Genomic DNA, 16,093 nt, shown 5'->3' with positions numbered 1-16,093 from the left:
GCTAAGCTATCACCATATACGCTTGTTGTGCGGACAAGACTGTTAATCGTCTTGTCCGCATCAATGTATCTATCCAGAGCTGATTTAAGTTCGTCGTTACCCGCGCACAATTAACATGCCCATGAACCACAAATTTAACCCCTGAGATATTAAATAGCTCCCCTTTCTTCACCTGTTGATATTGCTTTGTCGACCAAGCACTATCTTGTAATAACTCGATATCATCAATTGTTGCAGTTTGTAATGCAGACCAGTTATGCGGTGAATTGGCATGGCAAACACCAATAGGGCCAAATTGTGACTCAATAGTAAACGCAAAAGGACAATGTGCTTCAACCAACATTTTCAATCTGCGTTGCTCTACTAATGAGCACTGAAAAAACCACTCGCCACCAGCACTGCGATGAATACGAGCCAATTCGCTATCCTCATCAGCGAGTAGCATTTCTTCATGATTACCACGAACAGCGAAAAACCACGGTTCATGTAACAATGCTAAGCATGCTATAGAGTCACTTCCTCTATCAACAAGATCACCAACAGAAAACAAACGGTCACATTCAAAGTTAAACTGACATTGCGTTAAGGTTGTAAATAACAACTCATATTCACCATGAATATCGCCAACAAAGAAATCCTGCCCTTTATGATTAATTGGTATATTTTTATGTATTTGCATTTCATACCTCGTTAGACATATTTAACAATGTTTCACTTTTGTGATCTATTTCACGTGGGCATTCCAATAAGTTAACGCTAACACGGTTTAATTGATGAAAGCGTCGCTAAACGAGACAGCCTAGTAATTTTACGAGTATTCTTTAAGTAAGGGTTAATACATTATTAACAAATAATTACATCAACCTTCCGTCAGTTACCTAGAGTATGGTACATACAACGAAGGTAGCATTTTGATAACATATTTAAGTCATTAGCATTCATTAACCTAATGGACACATCACAGATACTCTAGAATAAATATAGTGCTGGAAGCACAATGTTGATGTGAAATTAACGGATTAGCAGTAGGAGTATACATGTCGAGTACTAACTTTGATTTTGACCAGATTATTATCGGATCTGGTTTTGGTGGTTCAGCCAGCGCATTGCGTTTGACAGAAAAAGGATTTCGAGTATTAGTATTAGAACGCGGTAAGCGTATTGAAACGAAGGAATTCTCACGCACCAGCTGGAATTTAAAACGCTTCATGTGGTTACCGCAATTGGGGTTAACAGGACCGTTTACCTTCACCGTAACACGTAAAATCAGCCTCGTTCACGGCAGTGCTGTTGGCGGAGGTTCACTCGTTTACGGTAATACCCACCTTATTCCAGAAGCGAGTATATTTGCCGACCCATCATGGACAGGGATGCACGATGACTGGCACGCACGCCTATCTCCTTATTACGCATTAGCACAACGCATGATTGGCGTACAAAAAAATCGTTACTTTGGTCCAGCCGATCTTATTTTAAAAGACGTCGCAACCGATATGGGACGTGAAGATACATTTAAAACAGTATACAGCGGCCTACTCTATCCAAAAGGTGAAGATAAAGTTTCACAAAATATTAATGTAGAACGCTTAGGTGAAGACCGTGGAGACCCCTACTTTAATGGTGACGGTCCCAAGCGTAATAGCTGTACCTATTGTGGTAACTGTATGTCAGGTTGTCGCCATAATGCCAAGAATAGCCTGGATAAGAACTACCTCTACTTTGCTGAACGTAATGGCGCAGAGATCCGCCCTGAGTCAAACGTGACCAAGATTGAACCCATTGCTGATGAAAATGGCATTAAAGATGGTAGCGCGGGTTATACCATCCATATCACCGAAGGCCTTGGGCTATTTAATAAGAAAAAGTACACACTCACAACGCGTGGTGTTGTTGTTTCAGGCGGTGTATTTGGTACTATGCCGTTATTACTAAGAATGCGAGACGTAGAAAAAACATTACCGAATCTAAGTCCTAATCTAGGTCAGAATGTACTAACAAATTCGGAAACACTGTTAACTGTTTCACACAATCGTTTAACCCAGCAAGAACAAAAAGAAGAAGTTTGGAATGGTACAGCTATCACCTCGATCTTCTCACCTGATGAGGAAACCAAAGTTGAGATTGTGCGTTATGCCAAAGGCAGTGATGCTGCATTCACCGGAGGCATGTCAGTACCTCTGACATCAAAGCAATCCGGGATCCCCCGCTCAGTGACTATGCTGGCGAACATTGCCAAGCAACCCATTAAAACCCTAAAAATGCTGAACCCGGTTGGTAAGGCCAAAGACACCATCATTTTATTAGTCATGCAAACGGCACAAAATAATATCCACATTGAGAGTAAACGCTCTTGGCACTCCCCTTTCACTCCAACTTGGATACCTGTCCAACATAAAGGTGACGAGAAGCTCAGGAATTACTTCCCGATCGCGCAGAAAGTCGCGGAACATTACATTAAGCATTCAGGCGGTGACGCAGGTAATCTCGCCTTAGAGGTCATTGCAGGCACTCCTATCACGGCGCATATGATGGGGGGCGCTCGTATGGGTAAGGACCCTGCAACGGCAGTGCTCGATGATTCAGGCCAGACTTATGGCTATAAGAATCTGCGTATTCTCGATGGTTCAATTATCGCGGGTAATTTAGGCGTGAATCCATCGCTGACAATCCTTGCATTAACTGAACATGCGATGGCACAAATCCCAGTATTTGATGCCGATAAAGCCGCTAAAATTAAACCAGTTAATTTCTCAGCTGCGCTCGATGGTAACCCTTCAACACTACAAACGGCCGGCGTACCAGAGATTTTAGCTAAAGCCGTTTAATATGCACTAACAAATAACTACAGACAAAGACTCGCAGAATTGACCAGCGCGAGTTTTTGTTTGCGTGGTAACTGCTTAATCGCATATTCACGTTTACTTGCTGTACTTCTATCAGGCTGGGTTTCTGTATAGGCTATACGTATTGGTTTAGCACGACGAAAGAATTTAGCGCCCGTACCATTACAATGTTGTTTGTAGCGTCTTTCCATGTCCGTTGTAATACCACAATATAAGCCCGCATCAGTTTCAATCAGATACACAATCCATAAACTCGATTCCGTTTTAGTCACAACCTCACCTTTGTATTACTATTACAATTTTTATTCGTATTACGACTATTACTATTTATAAATAATAATGTAAAGCAGAACAAACCAAGTACATCATACTCGTGTTGATAGCGAATATTTTAGTGTTATTTAATGATTCGCATTCTATTAGAGCACAATGTCCGCTAGAATAATCGTCCACATCGCTTTTAGTATTAAAAAATAATATGTTACGAATTTATCTTTACAGCCTTACTCTCTACTTTATTAGCATGACTGTTCATGCCGATGAACTAGCGCCTTTACAAGCACTTTTGCCTTCAGGTACCAACGTCGCTTATATGATTGGCCAGCCTTTCAGCGCCACCGAAGACATAACCAGCAACATCATTAGTCAGCAAAATACCGAGTTACTGCTCACGCCAGCTTCAACCCAAAAATTACTGACAGCATTGACCGCGAAGCTTTATCTCACCGATAAGTATACCTTCAATACCAGTTTACATGGTGCAATCAAGCAACAAAGTATCAGCGACACTGAATTCAATTTCACCGGTGATCCTACTTTCACCAGAGAAGATCTACGTGGCATGCTTAAGCAGCTCAAAGCCAAAGGTATTACGCGTATTAATGGCGACATCAGCCTTAATCAAAGTCGCTTTAATGGTTATAATTGGGGGAACGGCCAGGTCTGGAACGATCAAGCCGTTTGCTATGCGACTCAAGCGTCAGCCTTAGTTATCAATGGTAATTGCGTGTTGGGTAATCTAAAACGCTCGGCAGATCTTAAAAAAGCAACCATCTATATTCCTGATTACGAGCCATTAAGCTTAGTCAGTGAAGTCGACATAATGACCAAAGAACAGCAACAAGCACAGTTCTGTGATTTAGAGGTAACACGTCACCCAGGTAATAATTACACCTTGTTCGGCTGTATAACACCTTCTAAACGCAATTTACCCTTGTCCTTTGCTATATCAGAGCCTGCGACTTATTTTTCCGCCGTGCTTAAAGCAGAGCTAAGCCACGCCAAGATTAAATTTACCGGTAATATTGTTGAAAACCAGCAAACAATAACATCAGCACTGGTGCTTAATCATGAGTCCGTGCCATTAGCCACGATTATTACCGAAATGATGAAAGAGTCAGATAATCTAATCGCCGATATTTTATTTAAAACCATTGGCGCAGAGTACTTTCAGCAGCCAGGAAACTACCGTAATGGCGCTAAAGCCATGCATGAAATTCTAGCGGATAAAGGCATATCGCTAACCTCTAGCGTCATCGCTGATGGTTCAGGCTTATCGCGTCATAACTTAGTCTCTGCTGAAACAATGTTTAGTGTGCTTGCTTATACCATCAAACACGATGATAAATTACAGCTATTAGCCACGATGCCAATCGCTGGTGTGGATGGTACATTGCAATATCGTCGCGGGTTACTGACTAAACAGCTGACAGGTAATATCGTGGCGAAAACGGGATCGTTGAAAGGTTTATCCAACTTAGTCGGTATTGTAAAAACTCAGAAAAATCACATGGTACCATTTGTACTGATGGTCAGTGGTTATAACCCGCTACCACGCGATGCAGAACAACCGAGACAGGCTTCACCGATCACGCAATATTCAGCCGCCTTTTTTAATATGCTCGTCACCGAATACTAGCTTAGCTAAATTAAGTGAGGCTCGACACTGAATACGCGCTTTGTTCGAGTGAATTATGGGCATAAAAATGGCGAGCAACTAAACTGATTACCTGTTTAGTTACTCGCCATTTTTAGTATTTATAAGCGTGAATATCAATAGCTAAAACTATTAACTAGACCAATAGCCTTCATCTAATGAATCTTCACGTTCTGGTAAGCCTTTTAACAAACGTGGAGAGTGCTGTGCTAATACTTCGTAGCTAACACGGTTTGCATATTTACATAACTGTGACAGAGATGAGTAAGCCAGACAGCTCGCGGTGTGCTTATCAGAATTAGGCACGATATCACGATGATAAGAGTTAGCTAGCATATCATGCAAGATTGCAGATAAAGCACCATCACCAGCACCATTGGTATTTTTAATTTCAACTGGACCACCTAAGTACGGTGCAATGTGTGAATACATTTTTACCGGGTCAGTTGTATCAGCTAAACGCATTGGACGGCTGTATTCATAACGGTTAAATTCAGCGATAGTACCAGGCAATAATTGACCACTTGTTTCACGCTTGTTTTCTTCATCCGTGTAACCAGCCATATACAGGCCTTCAGCACCAGCAGTACATAGAACAAGATCACACCATTCTAATGCCGCATCAGCAGCAAGCAGTGGATCAGTAAAGCCTGTTAATGCTTCACCTTCATCTTCATTCATTGCAATGACAGTCACGTATTCGTTAATGAAATCCTGCCACCACTTCTCATTACCTTCAATAATGAAACGTGTACCTAAAGTAAGGATAATTGGAATGTTAAGCAGTTTAGCTTGATCGACCATGTGCATAGCCGCTTCTTTAATTGGATCATCGTCTGCACAACGTAACAAATAAGCAGAGATCAGTAAGCCAGAGCTTTTTTGTAGCTGATCAACAGGTAAATGCTCTTTGGTTAATTTATTCATTAAACCAGCATTAATACCGAAACTACGATCACCATCCGCAGAGATGAAAGTAAAACAGCGACCAATTGGGCCTTTTACAGGTTGCAGGTAATTAAGGTTTACTTTACTGCTGGTATTACATAAATATTGATACGCATAGCTGCCAATTTTGATCTGATCACACATAGTACCAAATAGTAGCGACTGTGATTCAGATAGGATCGCATAGTTATGTAAAGTGTTTGCAACAGTACCGCCAGCAAATTCACTTACAATAAGATCTCTTTGTTTTAACTCTGTATAGATTTGCTCGGCGATGTCATCACTGATCATCAGTGATTCACCTTTTCTTAAACCAAAGCGAGTTAAAAAAGCATCTTCGACATGTGCTTCAATATCAACGAGGGTCTGATCAATACCACATAATACAGGCTGAGCTACATTTGCAATGTTTGCTGGTTTGACAAATGGATTACCTGTATTTACAGGGAAATAATGCTTAGACTTACGTTGACCGGGAAATTTCATATTTGAACCAGCATGAGAAAATAAAGGGGGCTGATTTTACCAGTCTAATTCTGAAATACCAGCAAAACCAAATTAATGATCCAATTATTAACCACATTTTAGTCGAACGCGTAGATTTAACCGAAATAAATGGCAAAATCAGCTTAAGCCTGTCGGATCCTCACGATAAAATCACCGCCCATTTTATTGAGATCATGGCCACGAATGACAAAACTACTGCTCACGAGATCAAATGTGCACTCATGCCAAGCGCAGGTAAAATTGAGCATATAGTCGATCTGATTTAGATCTTCATTAGGGTCGAGGCGAATAGTCCCTTCACAATAACCAGCAAGTACAAAACTAACAAGCGTCTCGACATGGCACTGGTGTAATGGACTACCATATTCAACAAGGGCGAAAAAAGTGGCGTTACCGAAGTCATTGGTGGGTAAATCATGGGCAAGTAAATACTTGCGCATATCTTTATGGGTTATCAAAATATCCTCCCTAATTATCTTATGCCATCCATGGCATTAAAGAGACTGTATTAAGATTACAGTCTCTTATTACTGCTTACTATTGATGTACTAGTGAGCAAAACTAAGCTGCATGTTATTCCATACTTTACGTTGCTCGTGGAACGCTTCTCTAAGTTGGCTTAACTGTAATTTAGTATCTCGAATTTGTTGCTCAAATTGGATCTTATCTAATTTTTCATTTAGAGACTTTTTCTTCGATTCAAATAATACGACTTTGGCTTTATAAAAAGCGTTAAGTTTCTCACATAACACATCGTATTCTTGATTAAGGCGTAAAATAACTTCTTCAGAGTTAGGAAGATGTTTCACTTTATCCTGACGACGTTTCAATTCCATCTTCAGTTTAGCCTGTTCGATACGTGCTTCAGGTACAGTACGTAAATCAGTGGCCAAATTACACCAAGCTAAAACATTAATTAACCATTTAGTCGGATCATATTGATACCATTTAATACCATTACGGTAATCGGTTTCAAAAATATGATGATAGTTATGGTAGCCTTCGCCGTGAGTAAAGATAGCTAACAATGCATTATCACGCGCGGTATTACGATCTGTATAAGGCTGCGTACCCCACATATGTGCCCATGAATTGATGAAGAATGTAAAGTGATGGCTTAATACCAAACGTAAAACACCTAGCAATAACATACTCGCCCAGACGTCACCGTATAGTAGGCCTACTAAGATAGGTACACCAACGTTCATCGCAAACGCGAGTACGTTATAGTATTTATGCTGCCAAACTGCGATACCATCTTTTTGTAAATCACGTACATTGCTGTAATCGGTATAAATCATCGCATTGTATTCACGCAACATCCAACCAATATGTGAGAACCAAAAACCATGACTTGCTGAATACGGGTCTTTGTCGTCATGATCGACATGCTTGTGATGACGACGGTGATCTGAGCTCCAGTGAATCGCACTATTTTGTAATGCAAAGGCACCACCTAGTGCAAATATAAGACGGACAGACCAATGCGCTTTATAGGTACGGTGCGACCAAAGTCTGTGGTAACCACCTGTAATAGACAAACCACATACAAATATACCAACAATCATTGCTACAACTTCGAAAGTCTCAAAACCGTATGTGACCCCATACCAAGGTACTAAAGTGATAGCAGCAAGGAAGGTTGAAGCAAAAACGAATACATTTAACCAAATTAACGGTGGTTTTTTCATAATATGATCTTTCATAATACTATCTCTAAAGCCTGATGAAGTAGTTTCATTGAATAATAGCGCACAAGTGTAAGCTGAGTTGTTAATGAATGCAATCCAATGTTACGTGATTAGCGATTAAATCGACTATTTTATTTGCTTAAATTAGATATGGGACACGGATCACGTTTTAATTTAATGATATCGAGGGCTTGAAAGACGAGCATAAAAAAATCCAAGTGCTTTAGACACTTGGATTTTGGTAACCGAGAATAGTCATTCAATCGATCACAGTTTACTTAACGGAGCGACATTAGGGTTAAACCCCCTTAATCAATCTATTTGTTATTTTTCCCAATCAAGGATCACTTTACCTGACATGCCTGAACACATCATATCAAAACCATCCTGAAATTGATCAATAGGGAAATGATGCGTGATGATTGGCGTTAGGTCTAAGCCTGACTGAATTAATGCAGCCATTTTATACCAGGTTTCAAACATTTCACGGCCATAGATACCTTTAATCACTAACCCCTTAAAGATAACATTGCCCCACTCGATGCTCATGTCATTTGGTGGAATACCCAACATAGCAACTTTGCCGCCATGGTTCATCTTGTCTAGCATATCGCTAAATGCAGATGGTACACCTGACATTTCTAGGCCTACATCGAAGCCTTCTGTCATTTTAAGTTCATCCATCACATCTTTAAGTGACTCAGTTGCTACATTAACAGCACGCGTTACACCCATTTGACGGGCTAAATCGAGGCGGTATTCGTTGACATCGGTGATCACAACGTTACGTGCACCTACATGCTTACACACTGCAGCTGCCATGATACCGATAGGACCAGCACCGGTGATTAATACATCTTCACCAACAACATCGAATGATAAGGCGGTGTGTACAGCGTTACCAAACGGGTCAAAAATTGCCGCCATGTCATCAGAAATATCATCCGGTAGTTTGAATGCATTGAATGCTGGGATAACTAAGTATTCAGCAAATGCACCTTCACGGTTAACGCCAACACCCGTGGTATTACGGCATAAATGGGTACGGCCACCGCGACAGTTACGACAATGGCCACATGTAATATGCCCCTCACCTGACACTCGGTCACCGATTTCAAAACCGCGAACTTCTTGACCAATACCAACAATTTCACCCACATACTCATGGCCAACAACCATAGGTACTGGGATCGTTTTCTGTGCCCATTCATCCCAATTATAAATATGAACGTCGGTACCACAAATGGCTGTTTTTTTGATTTTAATCAGAATGTCATTATGGCCGACTTCAGGTTTATCAACCTCAGTCATCCAAATGCCTTTTTCTGATTTCAATTTAGCAAGCGCTTTAATTTTCATTATATAATACCTATATCTTTACCGACTTGGATGAATACATCTATCGCGTTATCTAGCTCTTCTCTGCTATGTGCAGCAGACATCTGAGTACGAATTCTCGCTTTACCGTTTGGTACAACAGGGAAAGAGAATCCAACCACGTAAATACCTTTTTCAAGTGCGCGTTCAGCAAAGTCCGCCGCCACTTTTGCATCGCCAAGCATGATTGGAATGATCGCGTGATCAGCACCGCCCATCGTAAAACCAGCATCTTCCATACGTAGACGGAAGTGAGCCGAGTTAGCCCATAAAGTATCGCGCAAGCCATCACTTTCTGCCAGTAAATCAAGCACACGAATAGACGCTGAAACAATAGCTGGCGCAACTGAATTAGAGAATAAATAAGGACGAGAGCGTTGACGAAGCCAGTCGATTACTTCTTTTTTACCCGCAGTGTAACCACCTGAAGCGCCACCCATTGCTTTACCCAAGGTACCGGTAATAATATCGATACGGTCAATGACATCATGATGTTCATGGGTACCACGGCCATTTGCCCCCATAAAGCCAACAGCGTGAGAATCATCGACCATGACCAAGGCACCGTATTTATCTGCTAAATCACAAATACCTGGTAAGTCGGCAACAACGCCATCCATAGAGAATACACCATCAGTAACAATTAACTTATGACGGGCACCGGCTTCAGTCGCTGCGATCAGCTGTGCTTCTAATTCTTGCATATCATTATTTGCATAACGGAAGCGCATCGCTTTACAAAGACGAACACCATCAATAATTGAAGCATGGTTTAGTGCATCAGAAATGATTGCATCTTCTTTACCAAGGATGGTTTCAAAAAGTCCAGTATTAGCATCAAAACACGAGGTATAAAGAATAGTGTCTTCCATTCCTAAGAAGGTTGATAACTTCTGTTCAAGTTCTTTATGCGAATCTTGAGTACCACAAATAAAACGCACAGAAGCCATACCAAAACCATGGGTATCCATACCTGATTTTGCTGCTTCAATAAGTGCTGGATGGTTCGCTAAACCTAAGTAGTTATTCGCGCAGAAGTTTAAAACATTTTCACCAGTAGAGATAGAAACAGCCGCTTTTTGGGCTGAAGTAATAACGCGTTCTTGTTTATACAGACCCGCTGCTTTTACTTCTTCGATTTGCTCACTGATCTGATTGTAGAATGTAGAAGTCATGTCAATATTCCTTTTCTAATGTTTATTAAAAACAACTTGTATTAATCAACCTGAACAAGTCATGAAATAATTTATCCGATGAAACTATTCTAATTGATCCCATATAAGACTATTATCCCTGTAAATGGAAAAGCATTAGTGAAACATAGGCACAAATAGAATGACAATATCGCATAAACTGATCGCCTTGTTACCTGACCTAGCAAGTTTTACTTTAGTTGTTCAGGAAGGCAGTTTTACTGCTGCGGCAAAAAAAATAAATGTCACCCCTTCCGCACTGAGTAAAACGATTAGTCGGCTTGAACAAGCCTTATCCGTTAAACTGTTTGAACGCACCACCAGAAAACTGCTCATTACCGACGCTGGAAAAAAGATTTACGATCAATGTGTACCTATGGTTAATGCGGCAAAACAAGCAGTTGAAATATCAAGTATCGAGCATACTCAACCCGCTGGTTCAATCACTGTTGCGGCACCCGAGGCATTTTTAAATGTCGTGTTACAGCCTTTTGTCATTCCGTTTTTAAAGCTGTATCCGCAGATCCAACTCAAGCTACGTGCGATTGATGGTGCAATCGATATTTTTGAACATGGTATCGATATTGCCTTTCTGCTGACGGATAAACCGGATGAAAATTTGGTGCTAAAAGAGATAGGTAAGACCTACTTAGTGCTGTGCGCAAGTCCTGATTACTTAAAAGAGAAAGGCATTCCTTCCCATCCAGAACAATTAACGGAACACGATTGTCTCTATTTAGCAGAAAATGAAACCGACCACATCTGGGATTTTGTTAAAGACGATGAATCTCACACAGTAACCGTTTCAGGTCGTTACGCCGTTAACCATTCTCAGATGCGCTTGAATGGCGTAATCAATGGCTTAGGCATCGGTATTTTCCCCGATTTCGTCGTGCAAGAAGCAATCAGCAAAGGTGATGTGACCGAGGTTCTCTGCGACTGGACGGTTAAGAGTAATTATCAGGGGATTATTGCGCTGCAGTATGCCCAAACCAAATATATGCCAACCAAGCTCAGAGTATTTATCGATTATGCAATGCAACACTTCCGTTAGCGCTATGGGGCATTTTTTTTCACTCATGACAGTATAGCAAAGAATGAAAATCCAACCTCAGATTTAATTCTACTGATCTAACCAATTTCGGGTGACGACATCTAACGTTTGCCCTTCACGACACACTTTAAAATCAAGTTCAGCAATAATTTCATTTGAAAAACGAAGTTCATCTAGCAGAGCAAGTTGGTCACTCGTGAATTTTTCAGCGCGATCTTGACGAAGAAGAAGTACAGCTCGGTCAACGATCCCCAATAAAGCTTTTGGCTCTATAATTTCTCGAATTGTAAATTTGTGGTGTAAAAACTGTGGTTTCCACAGGGGCACAACTAACCATTCGTTATTTGCGACCGCTTGTTCATAAGCAGTAAAACAATCCTCTTCAGTGCCTGTATGGAATTGATACCCAGCTTCATTCAAATGATACTGTTCCATCATTTCAATCGAGAAGCGAGTGATACCAGCACCAGAATTGATACCTTGTATATCTTTATTCATACGCTCGATAACATCAGGCTTGAGTAAGTCATCAACTTCAGAAACTGCCTCTTCAGGCACATAATCTGGCACGCCCCATAACGCATAGGGAGCATAGTGCAAGCCGAGTTCCAACAAGGGCTCAACTTTTTCTACATCCGCTTTGTAGATACCATGACTTGAGGGTAACCATGCAGAAGACAATATATCAACGTCGCCTGATTTAAGTCTTTGGAAATTCTCTTGATGTGGAGAGTAAATACGCTTCACTTCAAAGCCCATATCTACTAATACATGGCTAACCAAAGAAGCGGTGACACGATGGAAAGAAAGATCGGTTACACCGATAGTAATTATTTTTGACATAATAGTTCACTCGTTAAGAATAGATTTTCACTTGTTAAGTACGTTTATTTTATTAGTGATATCCAATCAGGTCTGATGGCTTGCAACGTGAACGATATTATAATCATTCGTATTAATTTGATAATTGGGTTAAATGTAAATTAACTATTCAGCTAGTACGAACAATAGGAATGACATAATACGATGAAAGGCCGTAGGTCATATTAAGGTGATAGCTTAAAATCCAAGCGTATTTACAGCCCTGAATTAAAATTACTTTAATAGAAATTTCAACCATTGCTGATCAAAATCACGATTTGAGTTAAACTAGCGACAATGATCAGACTATCGCAGGAAAAGTTTACTCACTGCTTTAGCAACCAACTTTCAGACCAGCGCATTCTGTACCGAATTACGTACGCATGTGACTGTATATTAAAATAAAAGGTTATATTTAAATGTCAATTCAGTGGTACCCGGGGCACATGCATAAAGCCCGTAAAGAGATAGCGGAAGTAATGCCGCAAATGGATCTCATTATCGAAGTGCTTGATGCGCGTATTCCTTATAGTAGTGAGAATCCTATGATCTCCGACTTACGTGGTGATACCCCTTGTATTAAGATTCTTAATAAAAGTGACCTTGCGGACCCGATTATTACAGCGCAATGGTTAGAATATCTAGAATTAGAAGAAGGCGTTAAAGCCTATGCCTTCACGACGCAAGAAGTCCATGAGATCAAAAAGATCCCAGCCCTAGCACGTCAATTAGTACCGAATAAAGAAGGTGCACACCAAGTCATTAAAGCGATGATCATGGGTATTCCAAATGTGGGAAAATCAACCACAATTAATATCCTTGCTAACCGTATTATTGCTAAGACAGGTAATGAGCCTGCAGTAACGAAACAGCAGCAGCGTATCAAATTAGACAACGGTATCGTATTGTCTGATACTCCTGGTATGTTATGGCCAAAAGTACAAAACCCACTTTCGGGCTACCGTTTAGCATCAACAGGCGCAATTAAAGATACTGCGATTGAATATGATGACATCGGTATGTATGCAGCTGAATATATGTGTAAAACATATCCAGACGCAATGCGTGAGCGTTACAAACTCGATAATCTAGACAAAACAGATTTAGAATTGTTAGAAGATATTGGCCGTGGTCGTGGTTGTTTAGGTCCAGGTGGTTTTGTTGATTTAAACAAAGCAGCAGCGATTTTAATCAATGAATTACGTACAGCTAAAATCTGCCGTTTAAGCTTAGAAACACCAGCAATGGCCGAAGCAGAAAAGAAAGCCGTTATCGAACGATTAGCGCTTGAAGGCGAGAAAGTGAAGAAACGTAAGCCAAAGAAAAAGCGTCGTTAATCTATTCTAGCTAAATCAATGCAAAAAAAAGAGCCTCTCGTTACTGTAACGAGAGGCTCTTTTTATTCTTTTCATTTAATTCTTTATTTGATGATTAGACGTACATCGTCATCGTCACCCAATTCAATAATGAACTGCTTCTTGTCTGCTTTAACAGAACGACTCACCCATTCCAGTGGAATAGTGATTGAGCCCATTTCGCCATCAAAAATATCATCTTGATTCATTTCGAAATCAGCATCGTTCTCTGGGTGGCAGCCTTGTGCGTAAGCGAGTGTGCCACGCTCAATTGGCGAGATATCACTTGAAACGTTGTTCATAATGAAAACGCCGTGCTCTGCCATCAAGGTTAATTGTGCTTTAAGTTTCTTAGGATTAAGTTGGTTAACATCTGGCCAGAAGTTAAGACCCTTACTTAATGCTTCAACTTCAGTGTTGCCATGTTCATCGACAACTTTAGACCCTTTGAACTTACTCGCGTCCCAAAGGTCATCATAAGTAGGAGTAAAAGTCTTTGCAGCAAGTGCTTCCGCTTCAATCGGCAAAACTTCATCAAGAGAAAATATAATTCGTTTCATTGTTGTCCGCTCTTTAATGACAAAAGCACAAACCAAAGTTTGTGCTTTATAATATGTTCAGACTATATACCTAAACAGCGTTACAATGCAAGTCAGCTAGTGTGCTTGCTTATTTACCAGCTCGACGTGTCGCAACAGCATCTGATAACTGTGCCATCATCGTTTCAGTGTCAGCCCAACCGATACAAGCATCAGTGATACTTTGACCGTAAGTTTCTACTTTGCCATTCACAAGATCTTGGCGACCTTCTACTAAATGACTTTCAACCATCACACCGAAGATGCCTTTATTACCAGCACTAATTTGACCAGCAACATCCGTTGAAACATCCATTTGTTTTTGGAATTTCTTTTCGCTGTTAGCATGGCTAAAGTCAATCATGATATTAACATCTTGCTTCGCCGCTTCTAATTGCGTTGTAATTGATGCTACATCGTCTGCAGAATAGTTTGTCGACTTATTACCACCACGTAGGATGATATGACAATCTGGGTTACCTGCTGTAGAAATAATTGCAGAGTGACCGAATTTAGTTACAGATAAGAAATGGTGCGGTGCATTAGCACTACCAATTGCATCAATCGCTACTTTAATTGTACCGTCTGTACCATTTTTAAAGCCGACAGGACATGACATGCCTGATGCTAATTCACGGTGAACTTGAGATTCAGTCGTACGTGCGCCGATTGCGCCCCAGCTCATTAGATCGCCAACATATTGTGGTGTGATCATATCTAGGAATTCACCCGCTGTTGGTAGACCCATTGCATTCACATCAAGCAATAGTTTACGTGCAATACGTACGCCATCATTTAACTGGAAGCTATCATCTAAATACGGGTCGTTGATTAAACCTTTCCAACCAACAGTTGTACGCGGTTTTTCAAAATAAACACGCATCACAATCTCAAGTGTATCTTTATACTTCTCACGTAATGCCACTAGACGCTCTGCATATTCTAATGCAGCCTCTGTGTCATGGATAGAACAAGGACCAACGATCACTAAAAGGCGATCATCTGCTTGCTTAAGAATTTGGCTAATGCTATTACGTGATTCAAATACTGTTTTAGTCACATCATCAGAAGCAGGGTACTTTTCTAACACTGCAATTGGCGGTAATAATTCTTTTACTTCACGGATTCTGACGTCGTCTGTTTGATAATGCATACTAATAATATTCCTTTATTTGCCCTTTGGCATTCATACTCTAATGTTATATTGTCCGCATTCAATGTAACGCCTATTTCATTCGGAATCAATTAGAAATCACATAAAAATACAGTGGATATTGTCAGACATATTTTTATCTGATCGAGATTAAGGTAAAATCCAGTAAAAATACCCTCAATTTGGACATTCTATGCTATTAAAAACTGAAGACGAGCTAATCGATTTTGCCTACGATACATTTTTAAACGGTGCGCAAAAGGAATTAGAGCCAGCAGATCAAATCTTATTTGCCATGCAATTCGAAGATCGTGGTGCTGTTGATATCGTTGATTTAAGTAACGATTGGCCAGCAACTGTCGCGATGGGTATCAATGACAATGACTATTGCGAATTACATATCGGTCTTGTTGATGACAACGAAGAGCTAAATGATGTATTCGGGCGTGTACTGGTAAAGAAAAAAGCAAACGATAACTTTATCCATATCCTATGGAAAAGCGAATAATCAATCTGCTGTGACTTGATTTCATCTTCGATTTAAGGAATATTAGCTTTCAGAGCTATTATTTAGAATAAGCATTTAAATCCAAGGAG

15 protein-coding genes are annotated in these 16,093 nt (G+C 40.4%); 5 read left to right on the top strand and 10 right to left on the bottom strand.

Annotated elements, in window-relative coordinates:
• Position 1 precedes the first annotated feature (1 nt).
• Positions 2 to 679: a metallophosphoesterase gene (locus JFU56_RS07515; RefSeq protein WP_198436670.1), complete on the bottom strand. Its 678-nt coding sequence runs from the start codon at positions 677 to 679 to the stop codon at positions 2 to 4.
• Between the two features lie 358 nt (positions 680 to 1,037).
• Here JFU56_RS07515 and JFU56_RS07510 point away from each other — a divergent pair, with 358 nt between their 5' ends.
• Positions 1,038 to 2,825 carry a GMC oxidoreductase gene (locus JFU56_RS07510; protein WP_198436669.1) on the top strand — a complete coding sequence of 596 codons (1,788 nt, stop codon included), beginning with the start codon at positions 1,038 to 1,040 and terminating at the stop codon, positions 2,823 to 2,825.
• 17 nt (positions 2,826 to 2,842) lie between these two features.
• Here JFU56_RS07510 and JFU56_RS07505 read toward each other — a convergent pair whose 3' ends face one another.
• Positions 2,843 to 3,115, bottom strand: coding sequence for a GIY-YIG nuclease family protein (locus JFU56_RS07505; protein ID WP_198436668.1), 273 nt, complete (start codon positions 3,113 to 3,115; stop codon positions 2,843 to 2,845).
• Positions 3,116 to 3,321: 206 nt separating this feature from the next.
• Here JFU56_RS07505 and dacB point away from each other — a divergent pair, with 206 nt between their 5' ends.
• The gene (dacB, locus tag JFU56_RS07500) at positions 3,322 to 4,761 is read left to right on the top strand and encodes a D-alanyl-D-alanine carboxypeptidase/D-alanyl-D-alanine-endopeptidase (RefSeq protein WP_242065905.1); all 1,440 of its coding nucleotides are present in this window, start codon (positions 3,322 to 3,324) and stop codon (positions 4,759 to 4,761) included.
• Between the two features lie 150 nt (positions 4,762 to 4,911).
• Here the strand turns inward: dacB and JFU56_RS07495 are convergent, their stop codons facing one another.
• The 5 genes from JFU56_RS07495 to JFU56_RS07475 form a co-directional block, all read right to left on the bottom strand.
• Positions 4,912 to 6,213: an inosine/guanosine kinase gene (locus JFU56_RS07495; protein WP_198436667.1), complete on the bottom strand. Its 1,302-nt coding sequence runs from the start codon at positions 6,211 to 6,213 to the stop codon at positions 4,912 to 4,914.
• 143 nt (positions 6,214 to 6,356) lie between these two features.
• The gene (locus JFU56_RS07490) at positions 6,357 to 6,692 is read right to left on the bottom strand and encodes a hypothetical protein (RefSeq protein ID WP_198436666.1); all 336 of its coding nucleotides are present in this window, start codon (positions 6,690 to 6,692) and stop codon (positions 6,357 to 6,359) included.
• Between the two features lie 90 nt (positions 6,693 to 6,782).
• Positions 6,783 to 7,940 (bottom strand): fatty acid desaturase, encoded by a 1,158-nt coding sequence (locus tag JFU56_RS07485; RefSeq protein ID WP_198436665.1) that lies wholly within the window; start codon positions 7,938 to 7,940, stop codon positions 6,783 to 6,785.
• A 309-nt stretch (positions 7,941 to 8,249) separates the two neighbouring features.
• Positions 8,250 to 9,278 (bottom strand): L-threonine 3-dehydrogenase, encoded by a 1,029-nt coding sequence (gene tdh / locus JFU56_RS07480; RefSeq protein ID WP_198436868.1) that lies wholly within the window; start codon positions 9,276 to 9,278, stop codon positions 8,250 to 8,252.
• A 5-nt stretch (positions 9,279 to 9,283) separates the two neighbouring features.
• Positions 9,284 to 10,477: a glycine C-acetyltransferase gene (locus tag JFU56_RS07475; protein ID WP_198436664.1), complete on the bottom strand. Its 1,194-nt coding sequence runs from the start codon at positions 10,475 to 10,477 to the stop codon at positions 9,284 to 9,286.
• Between the two features lie 160 nt (positions 10,478 to 10,637).
• Here JFU56_RS07475 and JFU56_RS07470 point away from each other — a divergent pair, with 160 nt between their 5' ends.
• The gene (locus tag JFU56_RS07470; protein WP_198436663.1) at positions 10,638 to 11,549 is read left to right on the top strand and encodes a LysR family transcriptional regulator; all 912 of its coding nucleotides are present in this window, start codon (positions 10,638 to 10,640) and stop codon (positions 11,547 to 11,549) included.
• Positions 11,550 to 11,618: 69 nt separating this feature from the next.
• On the opposite strand, the gene JFU56_RS07465 is transcribed toward JFU56_RS07470, so the two are convergent.
• Positions 11,619 to 12,392, bottom strand: a complete 774-nt coding sequence (locus JFU56_RS07465) for a glycine betaine ABC transporter substrate-binding protein (RefSeq protein WP_198436662.1) — start codon at positions 12,390 to 12,392, stop codon at positions 11,619 to 11,621.
• 437 nt (positions 12,393 to 12,829) lie between these two features.
• Here JFU56_RS07465 and ylqF point away from each other — a divergent pair, with 437 nt between their 5' ends.
• A complete protein-coding gene (ylqF, locus tag JFU56_RS07460; RefSeq protein WP_198436661.1) occupies positions 12,830 to 13,747 on the top strand; it encodes a ribosome biogenesis GTPase YlqF in 918 nt (305 codons plus the stop codon).
• Between the two features lie 83 nt (positions 13,748 to 13,830).
• Here ylqF and JFU56_RS07455 read toward each other — a convergent pair whose 3' ends face one another.
• Together JFU56_RS07455 and aroG are read right to left on the bottom strand one after the other, a co-directional pair.
• Positions 13,831 to 14,325, bottom strand: coding sequence for a DUF3085 domain-containing protein (locus tag JFU56_RS07455; RefSeq protein WP_198436660.1), 495 nt, complete (start codon positions 14,323 to 14,325; stop codon positions 13,831 to 13,833).
• 109 nt (positions 14,326 to 14,434) lie between these two features.
• Positions 14,435 to 15,496: a 3-deoxy-7-phosphoheptulonate synthase AroG gene (aroG, locus tag JFU56_RS07450; RefSeq protein ID WP_198436659.1), complete on the bottom strand. Its 1,062-nt coding sequence runs from the start codon at positions 15,494 to 15,496 to the stop codon at positions 14,435 to 14,437.
• A 193-nt stretch (positions 15,497 to 15,689) separates the two neighbouring features.
• On the opposite strand from aroG, the gene JFU56_RS07445 reads away from it, so the two are divergent.
• On the top strand, positions 15,690 to 16,004 hold the full coding sequence (locus JFU56_RS07445; RefSeq protein WP_198436658.1) for an HI1450 family dsDNA-mimic protein: 315 nt from the start codon (positions 15,690 to 15,692) through the stop codon (positions 16,002 to 16,004).
• Positions 16,005 to 16,093: the final 89 nt, after the last annotated feature.

The organism is Moritella sp. F3, from assembly GCF_015082335.1.
Classification (GTDB): Bacteria; Pseudomonadota; Gammaproteobacteria; order Enterobacterales; family Moritellaceae; genus Moritella.
The sequence above is the reverse complement of the archived record's forward strand: the minus strand, read 5'-3'. Positions and strand labels throughout refer to the sequence as shown.

Bases quoted from the DNA above. Each gene is read 5' to 3' on its own strand.
- JFU56_RS07515 (WP_198436670.1), bottom strand. From the start codon at position 679: ATGCAAATACATAAAAATATACCAATTAATCATAAAGGGCAGGATTTC.
- JFU56_RS07510 (WP_198436669.1), top strand. From the start codon at position 1,038: ATGTCGAGTACTAACTTTGATTTTGACCAGATTATTATCGGATCTGGT.
- dacB (WP_242065905.1), top strand. From the start codon at position 3,322: ATGTTACGAATTTATCTTTACAGCCTTACTCTCTACTTTATTAGCATG.
- JFU56_RS07495 (WP_198436667.1), bottom strand. From the start codon at position 6,213: ATGAAATTTCCCGGTCAACGTAAGTCTAAGCATTATTTCCCTGTAAAT.
- JFU56_RS07485 (WP_198436665.1), bottom strand. From the start codon at position 7,940: ATGAAAGATCATATTATGAAAAAACCACCGTTAATTTGGTTAAATGTA.
- JFU56_RS07475 (WP_198436664.1), bottom strand. From the start codon at position 10,477: ATGACTTCTACATTCTACAATCAGATCAGTGAGCAAATCGAAGAAGTA.
- JFU56_RS07470 (WP_198436663.1), top strand. From the start codon at position 10,638: ATGACAATATCGCATAAACTGATCGCCTTGTTACCTGACCTAGCAAGT.
- JFU56_RS07465 (WP_198436662.1), bottom strand. From the start codon at position 12,392: ATGTCAAAAATAATTACTATCGGTGTAACCGATCTTTCTTTCCATCGT.
- ylqF (WP_198436661.1), top strand. From the start codon at position 12,830: ATGTCAATTCAGTGGTACCCGGGGCACATGCATAAAGCCCGTAAAGAG.
- JFU56_RS07455 (WP_198436660.1), bottom strand. From the start codon at position 14,325: ATGAAACGAATTATATTTTCTCTTGATGAAGTTTTGCCGATTGAAGCG.
- aroG (WP_198436659.1), bottom strand. From the start codon at position 15,496: ATGCATTATCAAACAGACGACGTCAGAATCCGTGAAGTAAAAGAATTA.
- JFU56_RS07445 (WP_198436658.1), top strand. From the start codon at position 15,690: ATGCTATTAAAAACTGAAGACGAGCTAATCGATTTTGCCTACGATACA.